A 26,193-nucleotide genomic window follows, 5' to 3' on the forward strand; every position below is an offset into this window, starting at 1 on the left:
GATTCCATGGCTTTAATTTCATGTGCCTGGCCTTCAATCTTGGGTGGTGTGGTTTTTAACTAATAAACTTCTTGTGAGGGTGCATGAATAAGAGGCTTGGCGCAGCATTAGTAGTGGTTCTCGCCTTGCTGGCGATTGCCTTAATGGTCGGCCTATCCATGATGCAGTCCTCGCAGGTGGATGAGCGGCTGGCGGGCAACTACAGGGCTCAGGCGGATGCTCAGATGGGGGCGGAGAAGGCGGCCTGTGCCGGCTTTGGGGCGCTGGAGGGCTCTGATGACTTTGTCTCTGTCAGCCTGTCCCTGGCGGAGCTTTCCAGCCTGGGCTGGCAGGGCTTCGGCAATGATGCCGAATTCAATGGTCAGGTACTGAGCCCCAATGCCTGTGAAGGGAACACCGAGTGCCACTACCGCTACGCCAGGATCGGCGGTGTCAGCTATATCCTGGCCATGGGGGCCGTTTCCGATGACGAGGCTGTCATTGCCGTCAGTGAGCCTATCACCCTGCTTGTGCTGGAGGACTATCTCGGCCCCGGCTTTGCTGATTTCGACCCCATTACGCTGCTCGGCAACGTAGAGGGTTTCAGCCATACCAATAGCCGACCGTTCACCATCTCCCGAGAGGGAGACGATAACGAAGGCTACTCTATCGCGGTTCAGAACCCCGGTGATGTGGAAGAGATCACGTTCTCTGCCAATAACGAGGGGAACCATGCGTCCGTCGATGATGAGCTGGTTCAGGCCAAGCAGTATAGTGATGAGGAGCTTGCTCAGATAGCCGCCCTTGTGGATTTTGCCAAATACTCTCACCACAGCAATGTGAAATATTATGGCGGCAGCTGTGCCCTCAGGGTCGGGGAGGAGCAGGAGGGTGATGTGCCTTCCTGCTATGGTGACGGCGAGCCTTCGGGCGGGCTGCTGGTTGTCGATGGTGACTTTTACTGGGACGGCTACAACTACTTCGAGGGCGTGATCCTGGTCCGGGGAGAAAACATCATCTATAACGGCGGTGGCTCCGGGTCCTTGCGCGGGGCGCTGGTTCATCTGCCGGCTAACCCTGATGGCCAGCAAACGGCGGATGGGTTTGATCTGGGTGATTCTTATATCACGATGAACGGCGGTGGCGCCTCAGCCTTTGTTCATGACCCGGCCATACTGAGCGAGCTTGAGGAGGGCTGGTTTGGGGGCGATGGCAGTGGCGGCTGTGAGGGAGAATCAAGGTTCCGTATCTATCGCTGGGAGTAGGGCTCCTTCAAGTTCACTTGTAAGCTTGAGGGGTCACTCTTTATCCACGTCATCCAGAGTTCCCCAGGAGCCATCCTTTCGCCACCCGGTGTTGGCTTGTTGCCTCCGGCGCTGTGCTTCCTCGATAGCGGCGCGAAGATCCTTTTCGGGGTCTTCCGTCGCGTTGACCGGCCGGAACTGTACCTCGCCCGGCGGTGCGGCGTCTTGTCGCACGTTCTGACGAATATGCGAAACGTCCTCGCGGCTGACCAGTGCGGGGGTGCTGCTCAGGAGGTTGGGCTCGGCCACCAGGCGGCCGTCGAACAGCCAGGCGCGCTGGGGCACGTGGGATACGGCCCAGTGACGCCCGTTCCACTCAGCCGTGTTGCCGTCATCCAGCAGCTGTAGCGCCTCCAGGGGCACGACGGCGGCGAGACGCCTTGTGTTGATCACAATGCCCGTATCGCCCATTCGTACGCCGCCATGGAATTGGCCGGCCTGCAGCGCTTTCAACATGACTTTCGACTTCTGGTCAGACTCCAGTCTCCCCTCTCCGCACAGGTGGAGGGTAGCGTCATCAATCTGCTTGATCGCCCAGGCTCGAATCGGCTGCTTGCCGAACAGTTTGCCAAGCATGGGATGGGTCCTTTTCAGTAAGGGGCGCCTCCTGCGCCAAGGGCCCGTAGCTTAGCACTCGGATGGCGCGGAATCGACGACGCGCACGCGTCCCATGATATTCACGATAACGCGGGCGCCCTGGTCCAGCCGCCCGCAGATCCGGAAGGTGCCGAAGTGCCCGCCGGCCCTGCCGAGCGCCCCATAGCGCACCGGCAGGTTGTCGTTGCGGTAGGTGAGGCGCTCGACCCGGCTCTCGCCAAAGGTGCGTAGTACCGGGTCCCCCGGCACACCCTGGCCCTCGAAGATGGCAAGCGTTGCTCGCCAGGCATCACCCTCCGCATTATTGGCAACCTGGCACTGGGTCATGTCGACGGTGGGGCAGAGCGTTACCTGAGTGCGGCGCGTAATGGCGGCGCTGCGGGTCATGGAGAGTGCCGTCTTCAGGCGGAGTACCTCGCTGGACACCTCCTGCCGAGCGATCATGCGCTGATAGGAGGGCACGGCCCAGCCGACCATGATGATCATGACGACCAGGGCAACCAGCAGTTCGATCAGCGTCAGGCCGACCTGACTTCGCTGGATTGGGGCGGAATCGCCCAGTTTGCAGGGGGGGAGGGGCATCTCGCCTCCTCGGCCTTGCCGGCCCAGGGTGGAAGGTACCCTTTCACCATAGCCACACCGGGCCGGCCCTCTGTCAGCCATGTGCTACCCGGGCTGTGCGCTTTCTCCCCCTTGAAGGCGGTGCCGGAAGCTACTCGGTGGCCAACCAGAACCACCAGACGATCAGCCCGATCAGTCCCAGCCCTGCCAGATTGACGATAACGCTCATGATTTACCTCCTTGCTGGCCCCGCTTACGCGGGGCCTTTTTCGTTGTGGGGCTTGAACAGTCGCAGGCGGTTGGCGTTGCTCACCACCGTGATGGAGGAGAGCGACATGGCGGCACCCGCGATCATCGGGGAGAGCAGCATCCCGGTGAAGGGGTAGAGCACCCCGGCGGCGATGGGAATGCACAGCGTGTTGTAGCCGAAGGCGCCCACCAGGTTCTGCTTGATGTTGGAGAGCGTCGCCCGGCTGATCTCGATAGCCGAGGCCACGCCGTGCAGCGAGCCGCGCATCAGGGTGATGCCGGCGCTCTTGATGGCCACGTCGGTGCCCTGGCCGATGGCGAAGCCCACGTCGGCCCGGGCCAGGGCCGGGGCGTCGTTGATGCCGTCGCCCACCATGCCGACGGTCTCGCCTGCCGCCTGCAGGCGCTCGATCTCGGCGTGCTTGTCCTCGGGCAAGAGGCCCGCGCGGAACTCGTCGATGCCCACCTCCCGGGCGATGGCGGCGGCGGTGTGCTCGTTGTCGCCGGTCAGCATCACCACCTTGAGGCCGTCGGCCTGCAGGCGCTTGATGGCCGCCACGGTGTCGTGGCGCAGGGGGTCGCTGATGCCGAACAGCGCAGCCAGCCTGCCATCTACCGCCAGGTAGACCACGGTGCGCGCCTTCTCCTCCAGCTCGCCGGCCTTCTCCCTGCCGCCGGCCAGGTCCACGCCGGCCTCTTCCAGCAGGCGGGCGTTGCCCAGCAGCAGCGGCTGGCCCTCAAGCGTCTCGGCCTTTACGCCGCCGCCGGTCACGCTGTCGAAATTACGAATCTCGGCGGCCTCGGCGCCGGCTTCTTCAGCGTGTGAAAGCAGCGCCGCGGCTAGCGGGTGCTCGGAGCCGCGCTCCAGGGCCGCCACCAGGCCCAGCAGCGTCTGCCTGTCGCCGTCGATCACCTCGGCCTCGGTCACGCTCGGCCGGCCCTCGGTGAGGGTGCCGGTCTTGTCCACCACCAGGGTGGTGAGCTTGCTGGCCACCTGCAGCGCCTCGCCGCTTCTCACCAGCACGCCGTGCTCGGCGGCCTTGCCGACCCCGATCATGGTGGAGATCGGCGTGGCCAGCCCCAGGGCGCAGGGGCAGGCGATGATCAGCACCGTGGTGGCGGTCACCAGCATATGGATCACCCGCGGCTCGGCGCCGAAGTTGAACCAGGCAAGCGCGGTGAGCACGGCGATGATCATCACCGTGGGCACGAAGATGCTGGAGACCTTGTCGGCCAGCTCGCCGATGGGCGGGCGCGAGTTCTGAGCGCTGGCCACCTGCTCGGTGATGCGGCCCAGGCGGGTGTCGGCGCCGACCCGGGTGGCCCGGTAGACCAGCGAGCCCTTGCCGTTGACGGTGCCGGCGCTGACCTCGTCGCCGGCGGCCTTGGCCACCGGCAGCGGCTCGCCCGTCAGCATGGATTCATCGATATGGCTCTGTCCCTCGGTCACCTCGCCATCCACCGGCAGGCGCTCGCCGGGGCGCACGCGGATATGGTCCCCCTCGCGCACCTCGTCGATGTCGAGCTCGCGCTCCTCACCGTCGCGGATCACCCGGGCGGTGCGGCTCTGCAGGTCCAGCAGGCGCTTGAGGGCGTCGCTGGTGCGGCCTCGGGCGCGCAGCTCCAGGGCGTTGCCCAGCAGCACCAGGCCGATGATCATCGCCGAGGCCTCGAAGTAGATGCCGTGGGCCACCGCAGGCAGCCAGGGCGCGAAGGCCACCACGCCCATGGAGTAGACCCAGGCGGTGCCGGTGCCCATGGCGATCAGGGTGTCCATGTTGGCCTGGTGGTGCTTGAGGTTCTTCCAGGCGTTGATGAAGAAATGGCGGCCGGGGCCGGCCATCACCGCCAGCGTCAAGAGGCCGATCACCAGCCAGAAGAGCCGGCCCATGCCCACCGGGTGGGGGTGATAGAAGAACATGCTGGCCATCAGCGGCACCGCCAGCGCCAGGGACCAGAAGCTGCCCTTGAGGCGGCGGCGGTATTCCCGGGCGTCCTTCTCGGCCCGGGCCTCCTCCGCCTGGCGCAGGTCGAGGATCGGTTCGGCGTCGTAGCCTACCGCCTCCACGGCGCGAATCAGCGCGTCTTCGCCGGCGCTGCCGCGCACCTGGGCGGTATGGGTGCCGAAGTTGACCTCGGCGCTGACCACGCCCGGCGTACGCGCCAGCGCCTGCTGCACGCTCTTCACGCAGCTGGCGCAGGTCATGCCGCCGATGGAGAGGCGCCGAGCGGTGGCGCGCTCCTCGCCGGCTGCCGCTGAAGCCGCGCTCTCGGCGGCGGGCGCCGGATCGGCCGCCCCGGGCTCCCTGCTGTCCGGCGTCTCGTCGCCCGCGCCCTCGCCCGTGCTTTTGCCCGTGTCCTCCTCGAGCTCGCCGGGGGGGTAGCCGGCATCAGACAGGGCCTGGTCCAGGGCGTCGTCGTCCAGGGTGGTGGTCACGGCCAGGTGCTTCTCGGCGGGCGTGCCGGTCACCTCGGCCTCGGGGTCGCGGGCCTGGATCGCCTCGCGCATGCGCTTCACGCAGCCCTGGCAGCTCATGCCGGGCACGATACGTTCGAGTGGGGTGCGAGCGTTCACTGGGTCTCCTCGCTGGATGTGGCGCCGATGGGCGCGCGGTGGCCGTCGTTGCAGCGCTCATGGTTGTCGCGCGGGTTGTCGCACGGGTTGTCGCGCAGCGGCTCGGGGAAGCTTTCGATCAGCCGGCAGAGGCTGTGGCCGTCCGGGGTGCCGTCGGGCATCTCGGCCCAGGTCTCGAGGGCCTGCTCCATGCGCGCGGCCAGGGCCTGCAGCTCCGCGATGCGGGCGCGAATCTCCGGCAGCCGGCTGGCCAGCAGGTCGCGGACCATGGGGCAGGGGGAGTCGCCCTGGTCGGCGTGGGCGAGGATCTCGCGGATCTCGGCCACGCCGAAGCCCAGGGTGCGGGCGCGCTGGATGAAGCGCAGCCGCTCCAGGTCGCCGTGTGCGAAGAGCTGGTAGCCGTTGTCGGGGTGGCGCTCCGGGTGCAGTAGCCCCTCGCGCACATAGTGGCGCACGGTCTCGGCGGTGACGCCGGCGGCCTTGGCCAGTTCACTGACTTTCATGATGACGGTGCCTCGCAGAGCCCGTTGGGGTGCTGGTTTCGGATAACCTCAGTGTAAAACCTATGTGTTACCCAAGGGTCAAGGCGGATAAGCAAGGGAGTGGTACCGTCACGGCTGTATTGCCTAACTCCCTGAAAGTTCGATCAATCAAACGGTCATGCAACCAAAGTATTAGCGATTGCGTCATTAAAACGAGCGTTTGGGGTTGAAACGCCCGTTGGGTTGCGAGAAAAGGGTAGGGCAAGCGCGGGTCTCCACCGCGAGCACACGCCAGCGCCAACGCGACAATAGAACCGCAAGGGATGGATCTCATGAAGAACAAGTTCAATCGCCTCTCCCTGGCCGTGGCCATCGCCGCCGCTGCCCTCGCCAGCCAGGCCCACGCCGGCGGCTACCAGATCAACGAGCAGAGCGTCAGCGGCCAGGGCTATGGCCACGCCGGGCGTAGCTCCAACGTCAACGACGCCACCATCGTTTTCGGCAACCCGGCCGGCATGTCGTTCCTGGATCGCGCCCAGGTCACCGCGGGCGGGACCTATCTGAACGTCAATAGCCGGATTCGTAATGCCCAGGCAAGCCAGTCCAGCCCGGTATTTTCTGAGGCTACCGGCGGCATGACAGACACTTTCCCGGTCGAGGGGAGCAACGACGGTGATATGGTGCCGGGTACGCTGATTCCTTTCGCTTTCTATGCTCTCCCGGTCAATGAGCAGCTGGCCTTCGGCTTCGGCGTCTACGCGCCTTTTGGTTCCAAGACCGACTATGAGAGCGGCTTCCAGGGGCGCAACCAGGGTAACTACACCGAGGTCCGAGTGATCAGTGCCCAGCCAACCGTTTCCTATCGCTTTACCGATCAATTCTCGGTGGGCGTGGGTGTCACCTACAACCGCGTCGACGGCGAGCTTCACCGTCAGGTGCCGGCGGCTACACCGCTTGGGCTGACAGAAGTCGACTCTCGGGTAGAGGGGGATGACGAGGCCTGGGGCTATAACATCGGTGTGATCTACCAGCCCATTCCTGAAACGACATTGGGCCTGACCTATCGCTCTAAGGTGGACTACACGCTGGAAGGGGATTTCAGGGCGACTTCTCCTGAGCTCGATGCGCTGGGCATTGGCACCGTGACGGATAACGCCTCGCTGGATCTTACAACGCCCGAGACGGTCAACTTCTCCATTACCCAGCAGATGACTGACCGCCTCAAGCTGATGGCGGGTGCCTCCTGGGCGCGCTGGAGTCGTTTCGAGCGCATCCTGGTTAATGGCGAGGAGCGCGGAGAGATCACCAACGAGCAGCAGAACTACTCCAATGCCTGGGCGTTCTCGACCGGCGGTGAGTATCAGCTCAATCCGCAGCTGGTGCTGCGTGCGGGTGTGACCATCGACAAGACACCCACCAATGACCTGACTCGTAGCGTGCGGATCCCCTCCGATGATCGTCGTATCTTCTCCATCGGTGCCGGCTGGAGCCCGACCGATGACCTGACCCTGGATTTTGCCTACTCCTATCTGACCGAGCGAGGTACCCAGGTGGAGCAGACCAAGACCGACAGCTTTACCGTTGCCGGTCAGCAGACACCGCCGATCACTTCAAACTACTCCGCCGACTACAAGAACGAGGCCCACGGCTTCGGCGCCCAGCTGACCTACCGCTTCTGAGCGGCAGCCAGCCAGCGTAACCAGGGAACCCGGCCTCGGCCGGGTTCCCTGCGTCTGGGCCCAGGCCGCGGAAGGCGATCGCTGATAGGGGCCGTTTTTATGGTGGGAGCCCGATTTATCGGCGATAGCGGTGCTGCCCGGAAGCCGCTCCGCGGCGGATGCGGGGCGGCGCCAGGTTCGCTACAATGGATGACTTTTCCGAGCCGCTGCGACCCAGGCGCCATGCCGCGGCGCGGCGGCCGTTTTTCCACCGCAGATTCAGGCGAGCATGCCATGCTGGAAACCAACCCCATCCACAACCTCATCAAGGACCTGTCTGAGCGGACAGACGTCCTGAGGGGGTATCTTTGACTATGCCGAGAAGAAAGACCGGCTAGAGGAAGTCTCCCGGGAGCTCGAGGACCCTAACGTCTGGAACGACCCGGATTACGCCCAGAAGCTCGGCAAGGAGCGTGCCTCCCTGGAGCTGGTCGTCGAGACCATCGACGAGATGGAGCAGGGCCTGGCCGATAGCCGCGACCTGCTCGAGCTCGCCGAGATGGAGGAGGACGAGGACACCGTCGCCGAGGTGGAGAAGGAGCTGGCGGGCCTGCAGGGCAGCCTCGAGAAGCTCGAGTTCCGCCGCATGTTCTCCGGCGAGATGGACGCCAACAACGCCTACCTGGATATCCAGTCGGGCTCCGGCGGCACCGAGGCCCAGGACTGGGCCAACATGCTGCTGCGCATGTACCTGCGCTGGGCCGAGCATCACGGCTTCAAGGCCGAGATCATCGAGCTCTCCGCCGGCGAGGTGGCGGGTATCAAGTCGGCCACGGTGCATATCCAGGGCGACCACGCCTTCGGCTGGCTGCGCACCGAGACCGGCGTGCACCGCCTGGTGCGCAAGAGCCCGTTCGACTCCGGCGGCCGTCGCCACACCTCCTTCTGCTCGGTGTTCCTGTCGCCGGAGATCGACGACAGCTTCGAGGTGGAGATCAACCCGGCGGACCTGCGCGTCGACACCTACCGCTCCAGCGGCGCCGGCGGCCAGCACGTCAACACCACCGACTCGGCGGTGCGGATCACCCACGAGCCTACCGGCATCGTGGTGGCCTGCCAGAGCCAGCGCAGCCAGCACGCCAACCGCGACTTCGCCATGAAGCAGCTCAAGGCGAAGCTGTGGGAGCACGAGATGGAGAAGCGCAACGCCGCCAAGCAGGAGGCGGAGGACTCCAAGGCCGATATCGGCTGGGGCAGCCAGATCCGCTCCTACGTGCTGGACGACCAGCGCATCAAGGACCTGCGCACCGGCGTGCAGACCAGCAACTGCGACAAGGTGCTGGATGGTGATCTGGACCAGTTTATTGTCGCCAGCCTGAAGCAGGGTCTGTAGTTACCCGTCTGGAACCGCGAAGCGGGGAGGCCTTCGGCCTCCTTGCGCCCGGCAGAGCCGGCCTCCCACTAGGCTCGCGCGGCTATAGCGGCAAGCGTGTCCCAGTTTCCTTATCAAAGATTTCCAACAGGTAGCGAAATGGCCAACGAGAGCCCCTCCCCGCAGAACGATGAGAACCGCCTGATCGCCGAGCGTCGCGCCAAGCTGGCCGCGCGCCGCGAGCAGGCCGCCGCCCGCGGCGAGAGCGCCTTCCCCAACGACTTCCGCCGCGACAGCCACGCCGCCGAGCTGATCGAGGAGCTGGGCGACAAGGAGAAGGAGGAGCTGGAGGCGCTGAACCGCCAGGCCGGCGTGGCCGGGCGCATCATGCGCAAGCGCGGCCCCTTCATCGTCATCCAGGACGTCAGCGGCCAGATCCAGCTCTACGTCGACAAGAAGGGCCTGCCCGCCGAGGTGCTCGAGGACATCAAGGGCTGGGATATCGGCGACCTGGTGGCCGCCCGCGGTCCGGTGCACAAGTCCGGCAAGGGCGACCTCTACGTGATGATGGTGGAGGCGAAGCTGCTCACCAAGAGCCTGCGCCCGCTGCCCGACAAGTTCCACGGCCTCACCGATCTCGAGGCGCGCTACCGCCAGCGCTACGTGGACCTGATCATGAACCCGGACTCCCGCCAGGTGTTCGAGACCCGTGCCGGGGTGATCAGCGCCATGCGCCGCTTCTTCGAGGCCCGCGGCTACATGGAGGTGGAGACCCCCATGCTGCAGGCGATCCCCGGCGGTGCCACGGCGCGCCCCTTCAAGACCCACCACAACGCGCTGGATATCGACATGTTCCTGCGCATCGCGCCCGAGCTCTACCTCAAGCGCCTGGTGGTGGGCGGCTTCGAGAAGGTCTTCGAGATCAACCGCAACTTCCGCAACGAAGGCCTCTCCACTCGGCACAACCCCGAGTTCACCATGATCGAGTTCTACCAGGCCTACGCGGACTACCACGACCTGATGGATCTCACCGAGGAGATGCTGCGCAGCATCACCCAGGAGGTGCTGGGCACCACCACCGTGGTCAACACCGTGCGCAACAGCGAGGGTGAGGTGCTCGAGCACTACGAGTACGACTTCGGCAGCCCGCTCAGGCGGATCACCGTCTTCGACTCCATCCTCGAGTACAACCCGGATATCCACGCCGAGGCGCTGGCCGACGAGTCCGCCGCCCGCCAGATCGCCGAGCGCCTGGACATCGACGTCAAGGATGGCTGGGGCCTGGGCAAGATCCAGATCGAGATCTTCGAGAAGACCGTGGAGCACCGTCTCAAGCAGCCCACCTTCGTGACCGAGTACCCCACCGAGGTGAGCCCGCTGGCGCGGCGCAAGGACGCCAACCCCTTCGTCACCGAGCGCTTCGAGTTCTTCGTGGGCGGCCGCGAGATCGCCAACGGCTTCTCGGAGCTCAACGACGCCGAGGACCAGGCCGAGCGCTTCCGCGAGCAGGTGGCGGAGAAGGAGGCCGGCGACGACGAGGCGATGTACTACGACGCCGACTATGTACGTGCGCTCGAATATGGCCTGCCGCCCACCGCCGGCGAGGGCATCGGCATCGACCGCCTGGTGATGCTGCTGACCGACAGCGCCTCGATCCGCGATGTGCTGCTGTTTCCGGCCATGCGCCCCGAGGTGGAGTGAAGGGCCAGGTGTCGGAGCCCGATTTATCGGCGATCAGCCGCTGCGGCATTGCCAAAGGCCCCGTAGGAGCCCGATTTATCGGCGATAGCGGCCCCATCGTCGAAGCGTCGAACCGGCAGAGTCTGCGCTCCTACATCGCCGGCTGGCCGTGTTGGCGGCAATAGCTCGGTGAAGAGGCGGGAAGCATTGGTAAACCCCGCGGCCAGCGCCCATAATGGTCGTCGTTTCGACGTCGAGGAGACCGCCATGAAACTGCTCAACCGCTCTGCCCTGAGCGTCCGCCCGACCCAGCACTTCGTGGATTGGATCAACGGGCTCGAGCCCACCCTCGGTGACGACGACCTGGCGCTGGCCGACGTCGAGCGCGAAAGCACCGTCTACCTGATCCCGGAGATGGACACCCCGGAGGCCCTGGAGGCCTTCGTGCGCGAGCGCTATCTCGAGATCCTCGAGACCGAGCTGCGCGCCTGGGAAGAGGACGAGCGCCAGTGGCCGGAAACCGTCGATTGGCCGCTCTTCCAGCGCTTTCTGCAGGTGGAGCACAGCTACCTGGCCATCGACCTCGACGACGAGGCGGCCCTGGAGATCTCCGAGATCGACGACTCGCTGCTGCTGGACGTCGACCAGGACTAGGCCCAGCCCGAACGCTGGCCCATGGAAACCGGCTTCGGCCGGTTTCTTCGTGTTGCACCCCGACGGAACAGGGAATGAGCCGACTCTTCGATACCCGCGAGGGAGATGACGGCCTGCCGGGCCCCGAGCGGCGCCTGGCGGTGCTGGCGCTGATCCTCGGGACCCTGATGGCGGTGGTGGATACCACCATGATCAATATCGCGCTGCCCTCCATCGCGGCGAGTCTCGAGGTGCCCGCCTCCCGGGCGGTATGGGTCACCAACCTCTTCCAGATCAGCTGCGCCGCTTTCCTGCTGGTGTTTGCCGCCTTGAGCCAGCTGCTCAGCCGCCGACGCATCTACGTGGCCGGGGTCGGCGTCTTCACCCTGGCCTCCCTGGGGGCGGCGCTCTCGGCGAGCCTGGAGAGCCTGCTGCTGTTCCGGGCCCTGCAGGGGCTGGGGGCGGCGGCCATGCTCTCCATCGGCCCCTCCATCTACCGGCAGGTCTTTCCCTCGCGGCTGCTGGGCAGCGCCCTGGGGCTCTCCGCACTGGTGGTGGCCGGCGGCTATGCGGCGGGGCCGGCGATCGGCGGGGTGCTGCTCTCGGTGGCCGACTGGCCCTGGCTCTTCGCGCTGCACCTGCCCCTGGGGGCGGTGGCCCTGGTGCTGGCCTGGCGGGCGCTGCCCCGGGAGGCGCGCCGCGAGGGGGGCTTCGACTGGGCCGGCGCGCTCTTCTCGGTGGCCATGCTCTGCGGCTTCTTCCTGGCCATGGACGGGGTCGGCCACGGCATGCCGGCATGGCAGGTGGCGGCCTGGCTGGGGGTGAGCCTGGCGGCCGCCACGCTCTTCCTGGGCCGCCAGCGTCGCGCCCCCCATCCGCTGATGCCGCTGGATATCTTCCGGGAGCCGCGCTTCAGCCTGGCGCTGGTCGCCCAGGGCACCGCCTTCGTGGGCCAGGGGCTGGCCTTCGTGGCGCTCTCCTTCCTGTTCCAGCAGGAGATGGGCTTTACCCCGCTGCAGACCGCCTGGCTCTTCACCCCCTGGCCCCTGGCCATCATGCTGGTGGGGCCCCGGGCCGGGCGCCTGGCCGACCGGCTCAACCCCAGCCTGCTCTCCAGCGCCGGGCTCGGCCTGCTGCTTCTGGGGCTGGCCCTGCTGGCGCGGCTCGGCGCCGAGGCGTCGGTGGTCGACGTGCTGTGGCGCATGCTGCTATGCGGGGTCGGCTTCGGGCTCTTCCAGCCCCCCAACAACCGTGAGCTGATGGGCACGGTGCCCCGGGAGCGCAGCGCCAACGCCTCCGGGGTGATGAGCACCTCGCGCACCGTGGGGCAGTCGTTCGGGGTGGCCCTGGTGGGCGCCTTCCTGGCCACCGGCATGCCGATCCAGGCGACCCTCTGGCTGGGCGCCTTCTTCACCCTGCTGGCGCTGGGTGCCAGCCTGGCCCGGGTGCCCATGGCCGGCGCCGCCCAGCGCCATGCCCGGGAGGCAGCGGCGCGTGAGGCAGCAGCGGCGCGTGAGTGAGTCGCATCGTTCCTGCTCGACAGAGCGAGTACAATGGACCCTCCACTTCATCATCCGGAAGCCGACATGCGCATACAGGCCACCATCGAAGAGAAGCTTCAGGCCCTCGAGCCCGCCTATCTGGCGGTGGAGAACGAGAGCCATCGGCACGCCGTGCCGCCCAACTCCGAGACCCACTTCAAGGTCACCCTGGTGTCTGCGCGCTTCGAAGGGCTGATGCCCGTCAAGCGCCACCAGCAGATCTACGCCGTGCTGGCCGATGAGCTCTCCGGGCCGGTCCACGCCCTGGCGCTGCATCTCTACACCCCGAGCGAGTGGGAGGCCAGCGGCCAGAGCCGCCCCGACTCCCCCAACTGCCAGGGCGCCAACAAGTCGTGACCACCGAGCCGCAGCGGCTGCAGTACCTGGAGGCCATGGGGCTGACCGCCTGGGTGGCGCGCTATGCGCTGCCCAATGCGCGCCCGACCCCGGCCTGCGACTGGGAACTGCCCGAGCCGCCGCCGGCGGAAGCCCCCGGTGACCGCCTCCATGCGCTGCTGGATGAGGCCCGGGAGGCCCCGCCGCCGCGGCCCGCCGAGGCGGAGCCGCCCCGCGCCGCCCGGCCGCCCCGCCCCGGTATGGCCCGGGCCCTGCTGGGCGAGGCGCCGGTGGAGGAGGCCGCTGCCACACCTGCCTCGGCCGCCGAGGCAGAGCCGCAGGTGCCCGGGGAGGCGCTGCGCTTTGCCTTCCAGGTGGCCTGCCTGGAGGGACGCTGGCTGCTGATCCTGGCCGGCGAGCGGGCCCCGGGACCCGTGGAGCTCAAGCTGCTGGCCAACCTGCTGCGCGCTGCGGGCATCGCGGCGCCGCTGCCGGTCTTCCAGTCCTTCCGCTGGCCGCTCCAGGCGGGGCTGCCCGTGAACGAGCCCCTGGAGGAGGCCCGCGAGGGCCTGCAGGCCTTTATTGCCGGTGCGCGCCGCCGCGGCTGGGTGCCCGAGCGTCTGCTGCTGTTCGGCCGTGAGCCGGTGCTGGACGAGGTGCTCGGCCTGGAAGGCGAGCGCTGCCCGCTGCTGGCGCTGTCCGCCTGGCAGGGCCCGGCCCTGGCCGAGCTGGCCGAGAGCGCCGAGGCCAAGCGGGCGCTGCTGCCCCGGCTGCTGGACCTCGGGGAGGCGTGGCGCGAGGCGCCGGATGAAGGCTAGTCCGCGCGGGAAGAGGCCGATGCTGGTGCGCCTGACCGAGGCCGACCTGCCCGCCCTGGTGGCGCTGGAGGAGGCCCAGGGCTGGCCCATGGGCGGCTCCGAATCTTCGCTTGGGGCGGCCCTGGCGGACTCCTCCATGGCACTTCTCGGCCTGATGGAGCGCGATGCGCCGGCGGAGCAGGGTAGGCTGGCGGGCTATGCGGTGGCGGCCCGGCTCCCCTTCGAGGCGGAGCTGCAGGCGCTTTTGGTGAGCGAGGCACGGCGCGGCCAGGGGCTTGCCCGGGAGCTGCTGGCCGCGGTGGTCGATCAGGCCCGGGGCTGGGGCAGCGAGCGGCTGCTGCTGGAGGTGCGGGCGGGCAATGTGGCCGCCATCGCCCTCTATCGCCGTGCGGGCTTTCAGGAGGACGGCCGGCGTCGCGGCTACTATCCGCCGCTGCCGGGCGCCGGCCACTCGCCGGAAACGACGCCGCCCCGACAGGGCGGGGCGGCGGAGGCAGCGCGGGAGGATGCGCTGCTGATGTCGCTGGCGCTGGCGGCGGGCGCCGCCGGCGACTGAGCCGGCTCAGGCCGTCTCGGTGGACTCGATCTCGTCGAGCTTGCCCAGCACGGCGGTCAGGCGGCGCTCCCACTCTTCGCGCTCCTGCTTCAGGCGGGCGTTTTCCTCACGCAGTTCCTCGGCTTCCATCTTCAGCAGTTCCAGGGCCTCCACGGCGCTGGTGACCTTCTGTTCGAGCCGGTTGAAGAGTTCGATGCTCATGTGTTTCTCCTGATGTCCTTCTGGAAGGGGCCTGCTGGAAGGCTCCCCGAGGCCGAGCCTGTGTTTGATGGATGACTGGGCAGCAGCGTAACGCCGTGCTTCGGCCTCAGCAAGCGTCGTCTTGCCGCGACGCTCATGGCTGTAGCGTTGTCGCCCGCCGGTAGAGCCGCCCGTGGCTGTCGCCGGCGCGCACCTCTCTATGGAGCTGCCAGTTGGCCGGCACCTCGGGGGCGAGCCCCGCCTCGGTCTCCAGATAGATCCAGGCGTTCTCATCCAGCCAGCCCGCCTCCAGGGCCGCGCAGCAGGGCGCGGCGAGCCCCATGCGGAAGGGCGGGTCGAGAAACGCCAGGGAGCAGGGCGAGGCGGGGCCGGCCAGGAAGGCCTCGGCATCGGCGCCGACCACTCGAGCCCGGGTTTCGGCGCCCAGGGTGGCCAGGTTCTCGCGAAGCTGTGCGGCCACCCGGGCATCGCGCTCCACGAAGGTGGCCTCCCGGGCGCCCCGGGAGAGCGCCTCCAGGCCCAGCGCCCCGGTGCCGGCAAAGAGGTCCAGCACCCGGGCGCCGGGCAGGGCGGCGGTCAGCCAGTTGAAGAGGGTCTCCCGGACCCGGTCCGGGGTGGGGCGCAGGCCGGGGCTGTCGAGCACCGGCAGCAGGCGGCGGCGGTAGTCGCCGCCGATGATCCGCAGGCGGCCTGCGCTCTGGCGGCCGGCGCTCTTGCTGCCGGGCCGGCCGTCGCCGGCGGGTCTGCCGGAGCGGCGGGGGCGTGGTGGGCGTCGTGTCATGGCGGGGATTGTACCCGGCGGCTTATCCACAGTCATGGTGGGCGGTGGTAGGATGTGGCGACTCGTTTATTCGCAAGGCTGATTCTGTCCATGTTCGGTTTTTTCAAGCGCAAGAAGAAGCAGCAGGAACAAGAGGCGACCCGCCAGGAGCAGGAGCGTCAGGAGGAGGCTGTTGAATCCGCCGAGGGGGAGGAGACCGCTGAGCCGGAGGGGCGCTCCGAGCCGCCGGCGCCCGAGGCGGCCCGCGATACGGCCCCGGCACCCGAGCCTGAGCCCGAGCCGGAGCCCGAACCTGAGCCGGAGCCGAAACCCGAGCCTGAACCCGAGCCGGAGCCGGAGCCGCAGCCCGAGCCTGAGCCCGAGCCGCAGCCCGAGCCGCAGCCCGAGCCTGAGCCCGAGCCCGAGCCCGAGCCTGAGCCTGAGCCCGAACCCGAGCCTGAACCCGAACCCGAGCCTGAACCCGAGCCCGAACCCGAACCCGAACCCGAGCCCGAGCCTGAACCCGAGCCGGAACCCGAGCCGGAACCCGAGCCCGAGCCGGCGCCTGTTCCCGCTCCCGCTCCCGCCGCGCTGCAGGAGAAGCCCCAGGCCGGGGAGAAGAAGGGCTGGTTCGCGCGCATCAAGGCCGGCCTCGGCAAGACCCGCGCCAATCTGACCGACGGCCTGGCGGATCTCTTCCTCGGCAAGAAGCAGATCGACGACGACCTGATGGAGGACCTCGAGACCCAGCTGCTGCTGGCGGATGTGGGCATCGAGGCCACCACCGAGATCATCGACCGCCTGGCCGCTCGGGTCTCCCGCAAGGAGCTCCAGGACAGCGAGGCACTCTATCGCGCCCTGCAGGAGGAGCTGGCCGACCTGCTCGAGCCGGTGAGCGCGCCCCTGACCCTGCCGCCCAAGGGGGAGGGCCCCTTCGTGATCCTGGTGGTGGGGGTCAACGGGGTGGGCAAGACCACCACCATCGGCAAGCTGACCCAGCGCTTCCAGCGCGAGGGGCGCAGCGTGATGCTGGCCGCCGGCGATACCTTCCGCGCCGCCGCGGTGGAGCAGCTCAAGGTGTGGGGGGAGCGCAACCAGGTGCCGGTGATCGCCCAGCACACCGGCGCCGACAGCGCCTCGGTGATCTTCGACGCCGTGGCCGCCGCCAAGGCGCGGGGCGTCGATGTGCTGATTGCCGATACCGCCGGTCGCCTGCACAACAAGGCCCACCTGATGGAGGAGCTCAAGAAGGTCCACCGGGTGATGGGCAAGGTGGACGCCGCCGCCCCCCACGAGGTGATGCTGGTGCTCGACGCCGGCACCGGCCAGAACGCCCTCTCCCAGGCCAGCACCTTCAACGAGGCGGTGCCGATCACCGGGATTACCCTGACCAAGCTCGACGGTACTGCCAAGGGCGGCATCATCTTCGCCCTGGCCAAGCAGCTTGGCACGCCGATCCGCTTCATCGGCGTCGGCGAGACCCTGGACGACCTGCGCCCCTTCGCGGCTCACGAGTTCGTCGACGCCCTCTTCGACCGTGACGGGAACGACGCCGAGAAATGATCGTCTTCGAGCACGTGGGCAAGCGCTACGGCGGGCGCTTCGAGGCGCTCGCCAACCTCGACTTTCGCGTGCGCCGCGGCGAGATGGTCTTCCTGACCGGCCACTCCGGCGCCGGCAAGAGCTCCCTGCTGCGGCTGATCATGCGCCTGGAGCGCCCCAGCCGGGGGCGTATCCTGGTGGCGGGCCACGATATCGGCCGGCTCCACGCGAGCCAGGTGCCCTTCTACCGGCGCCAGATCGGCGTGGTCTTCCAGGACCACCAGCTGCTCCACGACCGTTCGATCTTCCACAACGTGGCGCTGCCCCTGGAGATCCAGGGCGTTGAGCCCCGGGAGGCGGCGCGCCGGGTGCGGGCGGCGCTGGACAAGGTGGGGCTGCTCTACCGGGAGAAGGCGCTGCCCATCGAGCTCTCCGGCGGCGAGCAGCAGCGGGTGGGCATCGCCCGGGCGGTGGTCAACAAGCCGGCTCTGCTGCTGGCCGACGAGCCCACCGGCAACCTCGACCCCCAGCTCTCCGCCGACATCATGGGGCTCTTCGAGGACTTCAACCGCATCGGCACCACGGTGATGATCGCCAGCCACGACCTGGCGCTGATCGCCCGGCTGCGCCACCGCATCCTGCGCCTGCGGGACGGGCGCCTGGTGGCCGATCAGGAGGCCGCATGAGTCGCCGTCCCGAGGCGCCGCCCCGCGGGGCCCGCGCCCACCGCACCCGCTCCTCCAGCCGCTTTCGCGGCTGGCTGCGCCACCATCGGGCCATGGCCCTGGACAGCAGCTGGCGCCTGCTGCGCGCCCCCTTCGACAGCCTGGTCACCATGCTGGCCATCGCCATCGCCCTGGTGCTGCCGGCGGCGCTCTGGCTGACCCTGGACAGTGCCCGGCTGCTCGACAGCGAGCTGACCGAGAGCGCGACCCTGACCGTCTACCTGGAGCATCGGGTGGACGAGGCCCAGGCCGCGCGCATCGAGGAGGCGCTGGCTGCCCGGGAGGGGGTGGCGCGCACCCGGCTGATCACCGCCGCCGAGGGCATGGCGGAGTTCCAGCACTCCCTGGGGCTGGCCGATGCCCTGGGGCGGCTGGAGGAGAATCCGCTGCCGGCAAGCGTGGTGGTGAGCCCCGCGGACCCGGCGCCTGCGGCGGTGCGGGGCCTGGCCGCCGAGCTCGAGGCGGTGACGGGGGTCGATGAGGTGCGCCTTGACCTGGCCTGGATCGAGCGGCTGCGCCACCTGGCGGAGCTGGGGCGGCGGGTCGCCCTGGCGCTGGGGGTGCTGTTCGGCGGCGGGGTGCTGCTGGTGGTGGGCAATACCATTCGCCTGGCGGTGGAGAACCGCCGGCGGGAGATCGAGGTGGTGACCCTGATCGGGGCCACCCACGCCTTCGTGCGCCGCCCCTTCCTCTACAGCGGGGCCTGGTACGGGCTGGGCGGCGGCCTCATGGCCTGGGGGCTGCTGACGCTTGGCAGCGAGTGGCTGGCCGCGCCGGTTGCGGCCCTGGCGGCCAGCTACGGGGCGAGCTTCAGCCTGCCCCAGCTGGGGGCGGTCGGTTCCGTGACCCTGGTAGGCTGTAGTATACTGCTTGGCTGGTTGGGCGCCTGGATCGCCGTCAGCCGCCACCTCGCCCAGGTCAAGCCGCGTTAGCGGCACGAGGCGAGAGCAGGGCCTGCGAGCAGACCGCCGTCCGCATGGGATTCACGGGCTATCCCGTGATTTCATGGAACTTTTTTCGGTTTCTGGCATCATAGGCAAGCGTATGCCAATGGATTCCTGGGCTAACGAGGAGACATCCTGCACATGAGCACCAGTCTTCTTCCGGTGGGCCAACTCTCCCCGGGGCACGACCTCAACGGGTACCTTCAGGCGGTGGGCAGCATCCCGATGCTGACCGCCGAGGAGGAGAGCGAGCTGGCCTATCGCCTGCACGACGAGGGTGACCTGGAGGCGGCTCGCCGCCTGGTCCTGTCGCACCTGCGTTTCGTCGTGCATATCGCCCGCAGCTACTCCGGCTACGGCCTGCCCCAGGCGGACCTGATCCAGGAGGGCAACGTCGGCCTGATGAAGGCGGTCAAGCGCTTCGACCCCAACCAGGGGGTGCGCTTGGTCTCCTTCGCCGTGCACTGGATCAAGGCCGAGATCCACGAGTTCGTGCTGCGCAACTGGCGCATCGTGAAGGTCGCCACCACCAAGGCCCAGCGCAAGCTCTTCTTCAACCTGCGCAGCGCCAAGAAGCGCCTCGCCTGGCTGAACAGCGACGAGGTCGACGCCATCGCCAAGGACCTCGACGTCAAGCCCGAGGTGGTGCGCGAGATGGAGGGTCGCCTCTCCGCCCATGACGCCGGCTTCGATGCCGCGCCGAACGAGGACGAGGAGAGCAGCTGGCAGGCGCCGGTGCACTTCCTCGATGACGCCTCCGCCGACCCGGCCACCCAGCTCGAGGAGAGCGACTGGGAAGATGACGCCACCCGCCGCCTGCAGCTGGCCATGGCGGCCCTGGACGAGCGCTCCCGAGACATTCTCCAGCGCCGCTGGCTGGCCGAGGAGAAGGCGACCCTGCATGAGCTGGCCGACGTCTACGGCGTCTCCGCCGAGCGCATCCGCCAGCTCGAGAAGAACGCCATGAAGAAGATCCGCCAGCAGATCGGTGACGCCCTGGTGGCGTAAGGCCTCCCGGCGGTGCCAGCCACCGTGGGTGGCGCCGCCAAATCGCCGATAAATCGGGCTCCTACGGCGTTCTGCCGACCTGCTGTAGGAGCGCAGATTCTGCGCGATGGAGGCCGCAGGCCTCCCGCGGTGCCAGCCACCGTGGGTGGCACCGCCAAATCGCCGATAAATCGGGCTCCTACGGCCTTCTGCCGACCTTCCCCCACGGCGTTCTGCCGCCCTGCTGTAGGAGCGCAGATTCTGCGCGATCTGGAAGCGAAGAGCCCCGTCGGATGAGAGTCCGGCGGGGCTCTGGCGTTTATCGCCGATAGATCGGGCGCCTGCGACGTTTCTGCAATCCGGTTCCGGCTACGCCGTCTGCGGCGCCTCCCTGAGCAGCTGCGTCGAGAGCAGCGCCCACTGGTCCTCCCAGTGCTCGGTGGGGCGGCGCTGGAAGTCGCTTCTCACGTACTGGCTGATGCGCCCCTCGGCGGCGGCCAGCAGCAGGTTGGCGGCGGCGGGGGCGGGCAGGTTGGGGCGGCGCCCCTCGCGGAGCTCGGCCTCGCGCAGGATCTGCTTGAGCTGGGTCTCGAGCCGTTCGAAGAGCTGGTGGATGCGCACCCGCAGCCGCGCCGTTTCGCCGGTGAGAACGCCGCCGTCGAGCAGCCGGGAGAGCCCCGGGTTCTTCTCGGCGAAGGCGAGCAGCAGGGTGAGCAGCGCCCCGCAGCGGGGCAGCGCCTCGGGGCTCTCCTCCAGGATGCGGGTGATCCGCGCGAAGAGCGTCTCCTCGATGAACTCGATGAGCCCCTCGAACATGCGCGCCTTGCTGGGAAAGTGGCGGTAGAGGGCGGCCTCGGAGACGCCGACCTGCTTCGCCAGGGCGGCGATGGTGATGCGCTTGCCGCTGTCCTCCTCCAGCATCAGGGCCAGCGCCTGCAGGATCTGCTCGCGACGGCTGGGGGGTGGGGTTGCCTGCGTCATAGTGTTCTTTTCTTTTCTAATGGTCGACCCATGCTAGTCGGGTGCCCGCCGCGACGCAAAGGCCGCAGCGGGAGGCGTCAGTCCTGCTGGCTGGCGTCGGTGATCAGGGTGCCCACCCCGGCGTTGGTGAAGATCTCCAGCAGGGTGGCGTGGGGGACCCGGCCGTCGATGATATGGGCGCTCTTCACGCCGCCCTTCACCGCCTCCAGGGCGCAGCGGATCTTGGGCAGCATGCCGCCGTGGATGGTGCCGTCGGCGATGAGCTCGTCCACCTGGGCGGTGGTCAGCCCGGTCAGCACCTCGCCCTCGGCGTTCATCAGGCCGGCCACGTTGGTCAGCAGCATCAGCTTCTCGGCACAGAGGGCCTCGGCCACCTTGCCGGCCACCAGGTCGGCGTTGATGTTGTAGCTGTGGCCCTCGGCATCCACGCCGATGGGGGCGATCACCGGAATGAAGTCGCGCTCGGCGAGCATCTCGATCAGGTCGGTGGAGATATGCTCCACCTCGCCCACGTGGCCGATGTCGATGATCTCGGGGACGGTCATCTCCGGGGTCTGGTGCTCCACCTTGAGCTGGCGGGCGCGGATCTGGCTGCCGTCCTTGCCGGTCAGGCCGATCGCCTTGCCGCCGCACTGGTTGATCAGGTTGACGATGCCCTTGTTGACCAGGCCGCCCAGCACCATCTCCACCACGTCCATGGTCTCGGCGTCGGTCACCCGCATGCCGTTGACGAAGCGCGACTCGATGTTGAGCTTCTTGAGCAGGTCGCCGATCTGCGGGCCGCCGCCGTGCACCACCACCGGGTTGATGCCCACCTCCTTCATCAGCACGATGTTGCGCGCGAAGGAGTCGATCAGGGTGTCCTCGGTCATGGCGTTGCCGCCGTACTTCACCACCACGGTCTTGCCGGTGAAGCGCTGGATATAGGGCAGCGCCTCGGAGAGTACCTCTACCACCAGGCGGGGGTCGCGGGTCTGTTCGGTCATGTCCATCCTTCCTTGTGTTCTGTCCAGCTAGTGTGGGGCTACAGCGCCAGGTCCAGCTCCGGGGCCACCTTGGCCAGGGCGGCGGTGAACTGCGCCTTGATGCGCGCCAGCGCCGCCTCGCTCTTGCCCTCGAAGCGCAGCACCAGCACCGGCGTGGTGTTGGAGGCGCGGCACAGGCCCCAGCCGTCCGGGTAGTCGACGCGGATGCCGTCCAGGGTGGTCTTCACCCCCTCCTCGCCGAAGTCGCCCTCCCGGGCCAGGCGGGCCACCAGGTCGAACTTGGTCTCGTCGGTGACGGTGACGTTGATCTCCGGGGTGCCGATGTCCTGGGGGTAGCGGTCGAAGAAGGCGTCGGCGTCCTCCTCCTGGCGGGAGAGGATCTCCAGCAGGCGAGCGGCACCGTAGAGGCCGTCGTCGAAGCCGTACCAGCGCTCCTTGAAGAAGATATGCCCGCTCATCTCGCCGGCCAACTGCGCGCCGGTCTCCTTCATGCGCGCCTTGATCAGGGAGTGGCCGGTTCGCCACATCTCGGGCTCCCCGCCGGCCTCATCGATCACCCGGGCCAGGTTGCCGGTGCACTTGACGTCGAAGATCACCTTCGCGCCCGGGTTGCGCTCGAGCATGTCCTCGGCGAAGGCCATCATCAGGTGGTCTGGGTAGATCATCCGGCCGGCGGGGGTGATCACCCCCAGGCGGTCGCCGTCACCGTCGAAGGCCAGGCCGATATCGGCGCCGCTCTCCTGCACCGCCCGGATCAGGTCCTGGAGGTTCTCCGGCTTGCCCGGGTCCGGGTGGTGGTTGGGGAAGGTGCCGTCGATCTCGGCGAAGAGCGGGAGCGTCTCGACGCCGAGCTTCTCGATCAGCTGCGGGCCCAGCTCGCCGGCCACGCCGTTGCCGCAGTCCACCACCGCCTTGAGGGGGCGGGCCAGGCGCACGTCGGCCAGTATCCGCGCCAGGTAGGCGCTGCGCACGTCCACCTCGCGCACGCTGCCGGCGCCCTCGGCCAGGTCGCCCGTGGTGATGCGGGTGTGCAGGGCGGTGATCGCCTCGCCGGAGAGGGTCTCGCCGCCGAGCACGATCTTGAAGCCGTTGTAGTCCGGCGGGTTGTGGCTGCCGGTGACCATGACGCCGGAGGCGGTGCCGTCCAGGGCGTGGGTGGCGAAGTAGAGCACCGGCGTGGGCACCATGCCGACGTCGATGACGTCGCGGCCGGCGGCGGTCAGGCCGCGCACCAGGGCATCCTTGAGGCGGGGGCCCGAGAGGCGGCCGTCCCGGGCCACCACCACGGTGGACTCGCCGCGGGCGGCGGCCTCGCTGCCGATGGCGCGGCCGATCGCCTCGACGCTCGCTTCGGTGAGGGTGTCGTCGACGATGCCGCGAATGTCATAGGCGCGGAAGATGGAGGCGGGAACGGTCTGGCGTTCGGCTGTCATGGGGTGTCCTTTCCTTGTCCTTGTAGCGTCAGAGGCGTCAGTGGCGGCCGGAGCTGCCGAAGCCGCCGGCGCCGCGGAGGCTGGTGTCGAAGTCGTCGACCAGTTCGAGCTCGGCCTGCATCACCGGGACCAGCACGTACTGGGCGAGGCGTTCGAAGGGCTCGAGGGTGAAGTCGCGCTGGCTGCGGTTCCACACCGAGATCATCAGCTCGCCCTGGTAGTCGGAGTCGATCAGGCCGACCAGGTTGCCGAGCACGATGCCGTGCTTGTGGCCCAGCCCCGAGCGGGGCAGGATCATGCCGGCGAGGCCGGGGTCGGCGATATGGATGGCGAGCCCGGTGCGCACCAGCTCGCACTGGCCGGGGGCCAGGGTGAGGGGGGCGTCGAGCAGGGCGCGCAGGTCCATGCCGGCGGAGCCGTCGGTGGCGTAGCGGGGCAGGTGGTCGCGCAGGCGCTCGTCGAGGAGCTTCACGGCCAGGCGCGGCTTGGTGTCGGGTCGGGGCATCGGTCTTCCTGCTGGGTATGCCTGAGAGAGGGGCTGGATGAGTCGGGGCTGACGCAGGCCGGCCCGCGGGGGCGGCTTGCGTCAGCTCGGGGCCTTCAGCGGCTCGGCGGCCGGGCCAGGCAGGCCAGCGCCCGGCGGATCACGGCGCCGGCCATCTCGCGCTTGGGCTGGGGGTCGAGGCTCTCCTGATCGACCCCGCCGTCGCCGCTGCGCCACAGCAGCAGGGCGGCGTTGTGGTCGCTGCCGAAGCCGAGCCCCTCCCGGGAGACGTCGTTGGCGACGATCATGTCGAGCCCCTTGCGGGCCAGCTTGTCCCTGGCGTAGGTGGCGAGGTCTCGGGTCTCGGCGGCGAAGCCCACCACCAGGGGGCGGTGCTCCGCCGGCAGGGCGGCCACGGCGGCGATGATGTCGGGGTTCTTCACCAGGCGCAGCACGAGCTCCTCCTCGCCCTCCACCTTCTTGATCTTGTGCTCGGCGGCGCTCTCGGCGCGGTAGTCGGCCACGGCGGCGCAGCCGATAAAGAGGTCGCTTTCGGGCGCCAGGCGCTGGGCCGCCTCGTGCATCTCCACGGCCGTCTCCACCTCGAGGCGCTCGACCCCCGCCGGGCAGGGCAGGCTGACCGGGCCGCTGATCAGGGTGACCCGGGCGCCCAGTTCGGCGGCGGCCTCGGCCAGGGCGTAGCCCATCTTGCCGGAGCTGTGGTTGGAGAGGTAGCGCACCGGGTCCAGGGGCTCCCGGGTCGGGCCGGCGGTAATGGTCACGGCCAGGCCCGCGGCTTCGGGCGCCTTGATAGCAGCCGGCGCGGTTTCGGGCGCCTGGAAGAGCGCCAGCAGGGCCTCGAGGATCGCCTCGGGCTCCAGCATGCGGCCCGGGCCCACGTCGCCGCAGGCCTGGTCGCCGCTCGCAGGCCCCAAAAGGCGCCAGCCATCCTCGGCCAGGCGGGCCGCGTTGCGCTGCGTCGCCGGGTGGGACCACATGGCCTGGTTCATGGCCGGCGCCATCACCCTCCTCGACTGGCTGGCCAGGCAGAGGGTGGTGAGCAGGTCGTCGGCCATGCCGGCGGCCAGCCGCGCCATCAGGTCGGCGGTGGCCGGGGCGATCAGGATGGTATCGGCCCAGCGGGCGAGCTCGATATGCCCCATGCCGGCCTCGGCCTCGGGGTCGAGCAGGGAGGTGCGTACCGGCTCGCCGGTCAGCGCCTGCAGGGTGAGCGGGGTAATAAAGGCCTGAGCACCCTCGGTCATCACCACGCGCACCTCGCAGCCGGCCTGCTTGAGCAGGCGGGCGAGCATGGCGCTCTTGTAGGCGGCGATGCCGGCGCTGATGCCGAGCAGCACCTTGTGGCCGGGGCGTGACGAGGCGGGAAGCGATGACATGGGCGTTGTCCGGAGCGCGATTGTCAGCCGCCTACCTTACCACTGGCGTCCAGCCTTGCGTAGCGCAGGCACCCTGCGAGCCGCCAGCGGCTACACTGGTCAACAGACGGGTGGCGGAGCAGGGAGCCGAAGATGTCGATCAGGGACTGGCCGGAGGGGGAGCGCCCCCGGGAGAAGCTGCTGGCGCTGGGGCCGGAGGTGCTGTCGGATGCGGAGCTGCTGGCGATCTTCCTGCGGGTGGGGGTTCAGGGGCGCTCGGCGGTGGATCTCGCCCGGGACCTGCTGCTGGAGTTCGGCGGGCTGCGCCAGCTGCTGGAGGCCGATCGCGAGCGCTTCTGCGCCGCCCGGGGCATGGGCAGCGCCAAGTACGTTCAGCTCCAGGCGACCCTGGAGCTCTCCCGGCGCCACCTGGCGAGCCAGCTGGCCCGGGGCGAGGCGCTCACCTCGCCGACCCTGGTGCGCCGCTACCTGGCCGCCCAGCTGCGCCACCTGGGCCACGAGGAGTTTGCCGCCCTCTTTCTCGACAGCCAGCATCGGGTGATCCGCTACGAGTCGCTGTTTCGGGGCACCCTGGACAGCGCCTCGGTCTACCCCCGGGAGGTGGCCCGCCGTGCCCTGGAGCTGGGGGCCGGGGCGATCATCTTCGCCCATAACCACCCCTCCGGGGTGGCCGAGCCCTCGGACGCCGACCGGCGCATCACCGATCGGCTGCGCGAGGCGCTGGGGCTCTTCGAGATCCGGGTGCTGGATCACTTCGTGGTGGGGGATGGCGAGGTGGTCTCCTTCGCCGAGCGGGGGTGGCTCTAGCGCTTTATTGGGCGCTTTGATAAAATGCGCGCCCGGCTGCGCTCGGCTCCTGGGTTTGACGTCGGTCTGACTCCCGGGAATCAGGGTCGCAAGCATGCTTTCCGCCACCGGCTGACGCTGTGCGCCAAGCCCCATGCGCCACGCCCCTGTTGCGGCGCCATACTACGTCCCCTGTTGGGTCCTGCTGGATCTCCGCTTCACGCTTGCCCGGCGAGGCGGTCTCTGGTATAAAGTGCAGCCTTTGAATTCCCTTGGGTCAAATTTCACGGGATCTCCCGGTTTGCCCGACAGGTTTTGAACACTCAGGGTTCGATCGCTGCGGCCATCGAACACCTGGCCAGCGGTTGGAGGCTCCAATGTCAAAAGTATGTCAGGTTACCGGCAAGCGCCCGGTGACTGGTAACAACGTTTCACACTCCCAGCGCAAGACCCGCCGTCGGTTCCTGCCGAACCTGCACACCCATCGTTTCTGGGTCGAGTCCGAGAATCGCTTCGTCAAGCTGCGCGTCTCCTCCAAGGGCATGCGCATCATCGACAAGAAGGGCATCGAAGCGGTGCTCAGCGACCTCCGCAAGCGCGGCGACGCCGTCTAAGCGATATCCATT

26 protein-coding genes are annotated in these 26,193 nt (G+C 68.3%); 15 read left to right on the forward strand and 11 right to left on the reverse strand.

Going from position 1 to position 26,193, the window contains the following annotated elements; translation table 11 throughout:
* Positions 1-83: 83 nt before the first annotated feature.
* On the forward strand, positions 84-1,244 hold the full coding sequence (locus tag ACRYRV_RS10025) for a PilX N-terminal domain-containing pilus assembly protein (protein ID WP_444985253.1): 1,161 nt from the start codon (positions 84-86) through the stop codon (positions 1,242-1,244).
* A 33-nt stretch (positions 1,245-1,277) separates the two neighbouring features.
* Here ACRYRV_RS10025 and ACRYRV_RS10030 read toward each other — a convergent pair whose 3' ends face one another.
* The 4 genes from ACRYRV_RS10030 to ACRYRV_RS10045 form a co-directional block, all read right to left on the reverse strand.
* Positions 1,278-1,859: a hypothetical protein gene (locus tag ACRYRV_RS10030; RefSeq protein WP_309636047.1), complete on the reverse strand. Its 582-nt coding sequence runs from the start codon at positions 1,857-1,859 to the stop codon at positions 1,278-1,280.
* Positions 1,860-1,910: 51 nt separating this feature from the next.
* On the reverse strand, positions 1,911-2,462 hold the full coding sequence (locus ACRYRV_RS10035) for a GspH/FimT family pseudopilin (RefSeq protein ID WP_444985252.1): 552 nt from the start codon (positions 2,460-2,462) through the stop codon (positions 1,911-1,913).
* A 232-nt stretch (positions 2,463-2,694) separates the two neighbouring features.
* Positions 2,695-5,226 carry a heavy metal translocating P-type ATPase gene (locus tag ACRYRV_RS10040; protein WP_444986304.1) on the reverse strand — a complete coding sequence of 844 codons (2,532 nt, stop codon included), beginning with the start codon at positions 5,224-5,226 and terminating at the stop codon, positions 2,695-2,697.
* A gap of 35 nt (positions 5,227-5,261) precedes the next feature.
* Positions 5,262-5,768 carry a MerR family transcriptional regulator gene (locus ACRYRV_RS10045; protein WP_444985250.1) on the reverse strand — a complete coding sequence of 169 codons (507 nt, stop codon included), beginning with the start codon at positions 5,766-5,768 and terminating at the stop codon, positions 5,262-5,264.
* A gap of 311 nt (positions 5,769-6,079) precedes the next feature.
* Between ACRYRV_RS10045 and ACRYRV_RS10050 the strand changes: the two genes are divergently transcribed.
* The 8 genes from ACRYRV_RS10050 to ACRYRV_RS10085 all read left to right on the forward strand — a co-directional run bounded on the left by ACRYRV_RS10050 (position 6,080) and on the right by ACRYRV_RS10085 (position 14,341).
* Positions 6,080-7,426 (forward strand): OmpP1/FadL family transporter, encoded by a 1,347-nt coding sequence (locus ACRYRV_RS10050; protein WP_444985249.1) that lies wholly within the window; start codon positions 6,080-6,082, stop codon positions 7,424-7,426.
* Between the two features lie 276 nt (positions 7,427-7,702).
* Positions 7,703-8,798, forward strand: a protein-coding gene (gene prfB, locus ACRYRV_RS10055) for a peptide chain release factor 2 (RefSeq protein ID WP_444986302.1) whose coding sequence is annotated in 2 segments (ribosomal slippage) — positions 7,703-7,774 and positions 7,776-8,798 — 1,095 coding nt in all. Because the reading frame shifts where the segments join, the coding sequence is not laid out codon by codon here.
* Between the two features lie 138 nt (positions 8,799-8,936).
* On the forward strand, positions 8,937-10,478 hold the full coding sequence (gene lysS, locus ACRYRV_RS10060; protein WP_444985248.1) for a lysine--tRNA ligase: 1,542 nt from the start codon (positions 8,937-8,939) through the stop codon (positions 10,476-10,478).
* Positions 10,479-10,724: 246 nt separating this feature from the next.
* On the forward strand, positions 10,725-11,111 hold the full coding sequence (locus tag ACRYRV_RS10065) for a hypothetical protein (RefSeq protein ID WP_253446212.1): 387 nt from the start codon (positions 10,725-10,727) through the stop codon (positions 11,109-11,111).
* A gap of 74 nt (positions 11,112-11,185) precedes the next feature.
* The gene (locus ACRYRV_RS10070; RefSeq protein ID WP_444985247.1) at positions 11,186-12,610 is read left to right on the forward strand and encodes an MFS transporter; all 1,425 of its coding nucleotides are present in this window, start codon (positions 11,186-11,188) and stop codon (positions 12,608-12,610) included.
* A gap of 66 nt (positions 12,611-12,676) precedes the next feature.
* On the forward strand, positions 12,677-12,988 hold the full coding sequence (locus tag ACRYRV_RS10075) for a BolA family protein (RefSeq protein WP_299311375.1): 312 nt from the start codon (positions 12,677-12,679) through the stop codon (positions 12,986-12,988).
* Entirely contained in the window at positions 12,985-13,785 is an 801-nt protein-coding gene (locus ACRYRV_RS10080) for a hypothetical protein (RefSeq protein ID WP_444985246.1), read from the forward strand. The genes ACRYRV_RS10075 and ACRYRV_RS10080 overlap by 4 nt, the downstream gene beginning before the upstream one ends.
* A 19-nt stretch (positions 13,786-13,804) precedes the next feature.
* Entirely contained in the window at positions 13,805-14,341 is a 537-nt protein-coding gene (locus ACRYRV_RS10085) for a GNAT family N-acetyltransferase (protein WP_444985245.1), read from the forward strand.
* Positions 14,342-14,347: 6 nt separating this feature from the next.
* Here the strand turns inward: ACRYRV_RS10085 and ACRYRV_RS10090 are convergent, their stop codons facing one another.
* Positions 14,348-14,542: a cell division protein ZapB gene (locus ACRYRV_RS10090; protein ID WP_253446195.1), complete on the reverse strand. Its 195-nt coding sequence runs from the start codon at positions 14,540-14,542 to the stop codon at positions 14,348-14,350.
* A 133-nt stretch (positions 14,543-14,675) separates the two neighbouring features.
* Positions 14,676-15,323, reverse strand: coding sequence for a 16S rRNA (guanine(966)-N(2))-methyltransferase RsmD (gene rsmD, locus ACRYRV_RS10095; protein ID WP_444985244.1), 648 nt, complete (start codon positions 15,321-15,323; stop codon positions 14,676-14,678).
* Between the two features lie 90 nt (positions 15,324-15,413).
* Here rsmD and ftsY point away from each other — a divergent pair, with 90 nt between their 5' ends.
* The 4 genes from ftsY (at position 15,414) to rpoH (ending at position 19,521) form a co-directional block, all read left to right on the forward strand.
* Complete coding sequence (gene ftsY, locus ACRYRV_RS10100) at positions 15,414-16,865, forward strand: signal recognition particle-docking protein FtsY (protein WP_444985243.1); 1,452 nt, start codon at positions 15,414-15,416, stop codon at positions 16,863-16,865.
* The gene (gene ftsE / locus ACRYRV_RS10105; RefSeq protein WP_299311387.1) at positions 16,862-17,530 is read left to right on the forward strand and encodes a cell division ATP-binding protein FtsE; all 669 of its coding nucleotides are present in this window, start codon (positions 16,862-16,864) and stop codon (positions 17,528-17,530) included. The genes ftsY and ftsE overlap by 4 nt, the downstream gene beginning before the upstream one ends.
* Entirely contained in the window at positions 17,527-18,501 is a 975-nt protein-coding gene (gene ftsX, locus ACRYRV_RS10110; protein ID WP_444985242.1) for a permease-like cell division protein FtsX, read from the forward strand. The genes ftsE and ftsX overlap by 4 nt, the downstream gene beginning before the upstream one ends.
* Positions 18,502-18,654: 153 nt before the next feature.
* Positions 18,655-19,521: an RNA polymerase sigma factor RpoH gene (rpoH, locus tag ACRYRV_RS10115; RefSeq protein WP_309636034.1), complete on the forward strand. Its 867-nt coding sequence runs from the start codon at positions 18,655-18,657 to the stop codon at positions 19,519-19,521.
* Between the two features lie 348 nt (positions 19,522-19,869).
* Here the strand turns inward: rpoH and slmA are convergent, their stop codons facing one another.
* From slmA to coaBC, 5 genes are all read right to left on the reverse strand, one after another.
* Positions 19,870-20,481 carry a nucleoid occlusion factor SlmA gene (gene slmA, locus ACRYRV_RS10120; RefSeq protein ID WP_309636033.1) on the reverse strand — a complete coding sequence of 204 codons (612 nt, stop codon included), beginning with the start codon at positions 20,479-20,481 and terminating at the stop codon, positions 19,870-19,872.
* Between the two features lie 77 nt (positions 20,482-20,558).
* The gene (argB, locus tag ACRYRV_RS10125; protein WP_444985241.1) at positions 20,559-21,467 is read right to left on the reverse strand and encodes an acetylglutamate kinase; all 909 of its coding nucleotides are present in this window, start codon (positions 21,465-21,467) and stop codon (positions 20,559-20,561) included.
* Between the two features lie 38 nt (positions 21,468-21,505).
* Complete coding sequence (locus ACRYRV_RS10130) at positions 21,506-22,900, reverse strand: phosphomannomutase/phosphoglucomutase (RefSeq protein ID WP_444985239.1); 1,395 nt, start codon at positions 22,898-22,900, stop codon at positions 21,506-21,508.
* Positions 22,901-22,937: 37 nt separating this feature from the next.
* Positions 22,938-23,405 carry a dUTP diphosphatase gene (dut, locus tag ACRYRV_RS10135; protein ID WP_444985238.1) on the reverse strand — a complete coding sequence of 156 codons (468 nt, stop codon included), beginning with the start codon at positions 23,403-23,405 and terminating at the stop codon, positions 22,938-22,940.
* A gap of 95 nt (positions 23,406-23,500) precedes the next feature.
* Positions 23,501-24,781, reverse strand: coding sequence for a bifunctional phosphopantothenoylcysteine decarboxylase/phosphopantothenate--cysteine ligase CoaBC (coaBC, locus tag ACRYRV_RS10140; protein WP_444985237.1), 1,281 nt, complete (start codon positions 24,779-24,781; stop codon positions 23,501-23,503).
* A 132-nt stretch (positions 24,782-24,913) separates the two neighbouring features.
* On the opposite strand from coaBC, the gene radC reads away from it, so the two are divergent.
* Together radC and rpmB are read left to right on the forward strand one after the other, a co-directional pair.
* Positions 24,914-25,588, forward strand: coding sequence for a RadC family protein (gene radC / locus ACRYRV_RS10145; protein WP_253446166.1), 675 nt, complete (start codon positions 24,914-24,916; stop codon positions 25,586-25,588).
* Between the two features lie 356 nt (positions 25,589-25,944).
* On the forward strand, positions 25,945-26,181 hold the full coding sequence (gene rpmB / locus ACRYRV_RS10150) for a 50S ribosomal protein L28 (protein WP_253446163.1): 237 nt from the start codon (positions 25,945-25,947) through the stop codon (positions 26,179-26,181).
* Positions 26,182-26,193 lie beyond the last annotated feature (12 nt).

The organism is Halomonas mongoliensis (genome assembly GCF_052496345.1).

Excerpts from the sequence above, each read along its gene's own strand:
- ACRYRV_RS10025 (WP_444985253.1), top strand. The coding sequence starts at position 84 with ATGAATAAGAGGCTTGGCGCAGCATTAGTAGTGGTTCTCGCCTTGCTG.
- ACRYRV_RS10030 (WP_309636047.1), bottom strand. The coding sequence starts at position 1,859 with ATGCTTGGCAAACTGTTCGGCAAGCAGCCGATTCGAGCCTGGGCGATC.
- ACRYRV_RS10035 (WP_444985252.1), bottom strand. The coding sequence starts at position 2,462 with ATGCCCCTCCCCCCCTGCAAACTGGGCGATTCCGCCCCAATCCAGCGA.
- ACRYRV_RS10040 (WP_444986304.1), bottom strand. The coding sequence starts at position 5,226 with ATGAGCTGCCAGGGCTGCGTGAAGCGCATGCGCGAGGCGATCCAGGCC.
- ACRYRV_RS10045 (WP_444985250.1), bottom strand. The coding sequence starts at position 5,768 with ATGAAAGTCAGTGAACTGGCCAAGGCCGCCGGCGTCACCGCCGAGACC.
- ACRYRV_RS10050 (WP_444985249.1), top strand. The coding sequence starts at position 6,080 with ATGAAGAACAAGTTCAATCGCCTCTCCCTGGCCGTGGCCATCGCCGCC.
- lysS (WP_444985248.1), top strand. The coding sequence starts at position 8,937 with ATGGCCAACGAGAGCCCCTCCCCGCAGAACGATGAGAACCGCCTGATC.
- ACRYRV_RS10065 (WP_253446212.1), top strand. The coding sequence starts at position 10,725 with ATGAAACTGCTCAACCGCTCTGCCCTGAGCGTCCGCCCGACCCAGCAC.
- ACRYRV_RS10070 (WP_444985247.1), top strand. The coding sequence starts at position 11,186 with ATGAGCCGACTCTTCGATACCCGCGAGGGAGATGACGGCCTGCCGGGC.
- ACRYRV_RS10075 (WP_299311375.1), top strand. The coding sequence starts at position 12,677 with ATGCGCATACAGGCCACCATCGAAGAGAAGCTTCAGGCCCTCGAGCCC.
- ACRYRV_RS10085 (WP_444985245.1), top strand. The coding sequence starts at position 13,805 with ATGCTGGTGCGCCTGACCGAGGCCGACCTGCCCGCCCTGGTGGCGCTG.
- ACRYRV_RS10090 (WP_253446195.1), bottom strand. The coding sequence starts at position 14,542 with ATGAGCATCGAACTCTTCAACCGGCTCGAACAGAAGGTCACCAGCGCC.
- rsmD (WP_444985244.1), bottom strand. The coding sequence starts at position 15,323 with ATGACACGACGCCCACCACGCCCCCGCCGCTCCGGCAGACCCGCCGGC.
- ftsY (WP_444985243.1), top strand. The coding sequence starts at position 15,414 with ATGTTCGGTTTTTTCAAGCGCAAGAAGAAGCAGCAGGAACAAGAGGCG.
- ftsE (WP_299311387.1), top strand. The coding sequence starts at position 16,862 with ATGATCGTCTTCGAGCACGTGGGCAAGCGCTACGGCGGGCGCTTCGAG.
- ftsX (WP_444985242.1), top strand. The coding sequence starts at position 17,527 with ATGAGTCGCCGTCCCGAGGCGCCGCCCCGCGGGGCCCGCGCCCACCGC.
- rpoH (WP_309636034.1), top strand. The coding sequence starts at position 18,655 with ATGAGCACCAGTCTTCTTCCGGTGGGCCAACTCTCCCCGGGGCACGAC.
- slmA (WP_309636033.1), bottom strand. The coding sequence starts at position 20,481 with ATGACGCAGGCAACCCCACCCCCCAGCCGTCGCGAGCAGATCCTGCAG.
- argB (WP_444985241.1), bottom strand. The coding sequence starts at position 21,467 with ATGACCGAACAGACCCGCGACCCCCGCCTGGTGGTAGAGGTACTCTCC.
- ACRYRV_RS10130 (WP_444985239.1), bottom strand. The coding sequence starts at position 22,900 with ATGACAGCCGAACGCCAGACCGTTCCCGCCTCCATCTTCCGCGCCTAT.
- dut (WP_444985238.1), bottom strand. The coding sequence starts at position 23,405 with ATGCCCCGACCCGACACCAAGCCGCGCCTGGCCGTGAAGCTCCTCGAC.
- coaBC (WP_444985237.1), bottom strand. The coding sequence starts at position 24,781 with ATGTCATCGCTTCCCGCCTCGTCACGCCCCGGCCACAAGGTGCTGCTC.
- radC (WP_253446166.1), top strand. The coding sequence starts at position 24,914 with ATGTCGATCAGGGACTGGCCGGAGGGGGAGCGCCCCCGGGAGAAGCTG.
- rpmB (WP_253446163.1), top strand. The coding sequence starts at position 25,945 with ATGTCAAAAGTATGTCAGGTTACCGGCAAGCGCCCGGTGACTGGTAAC.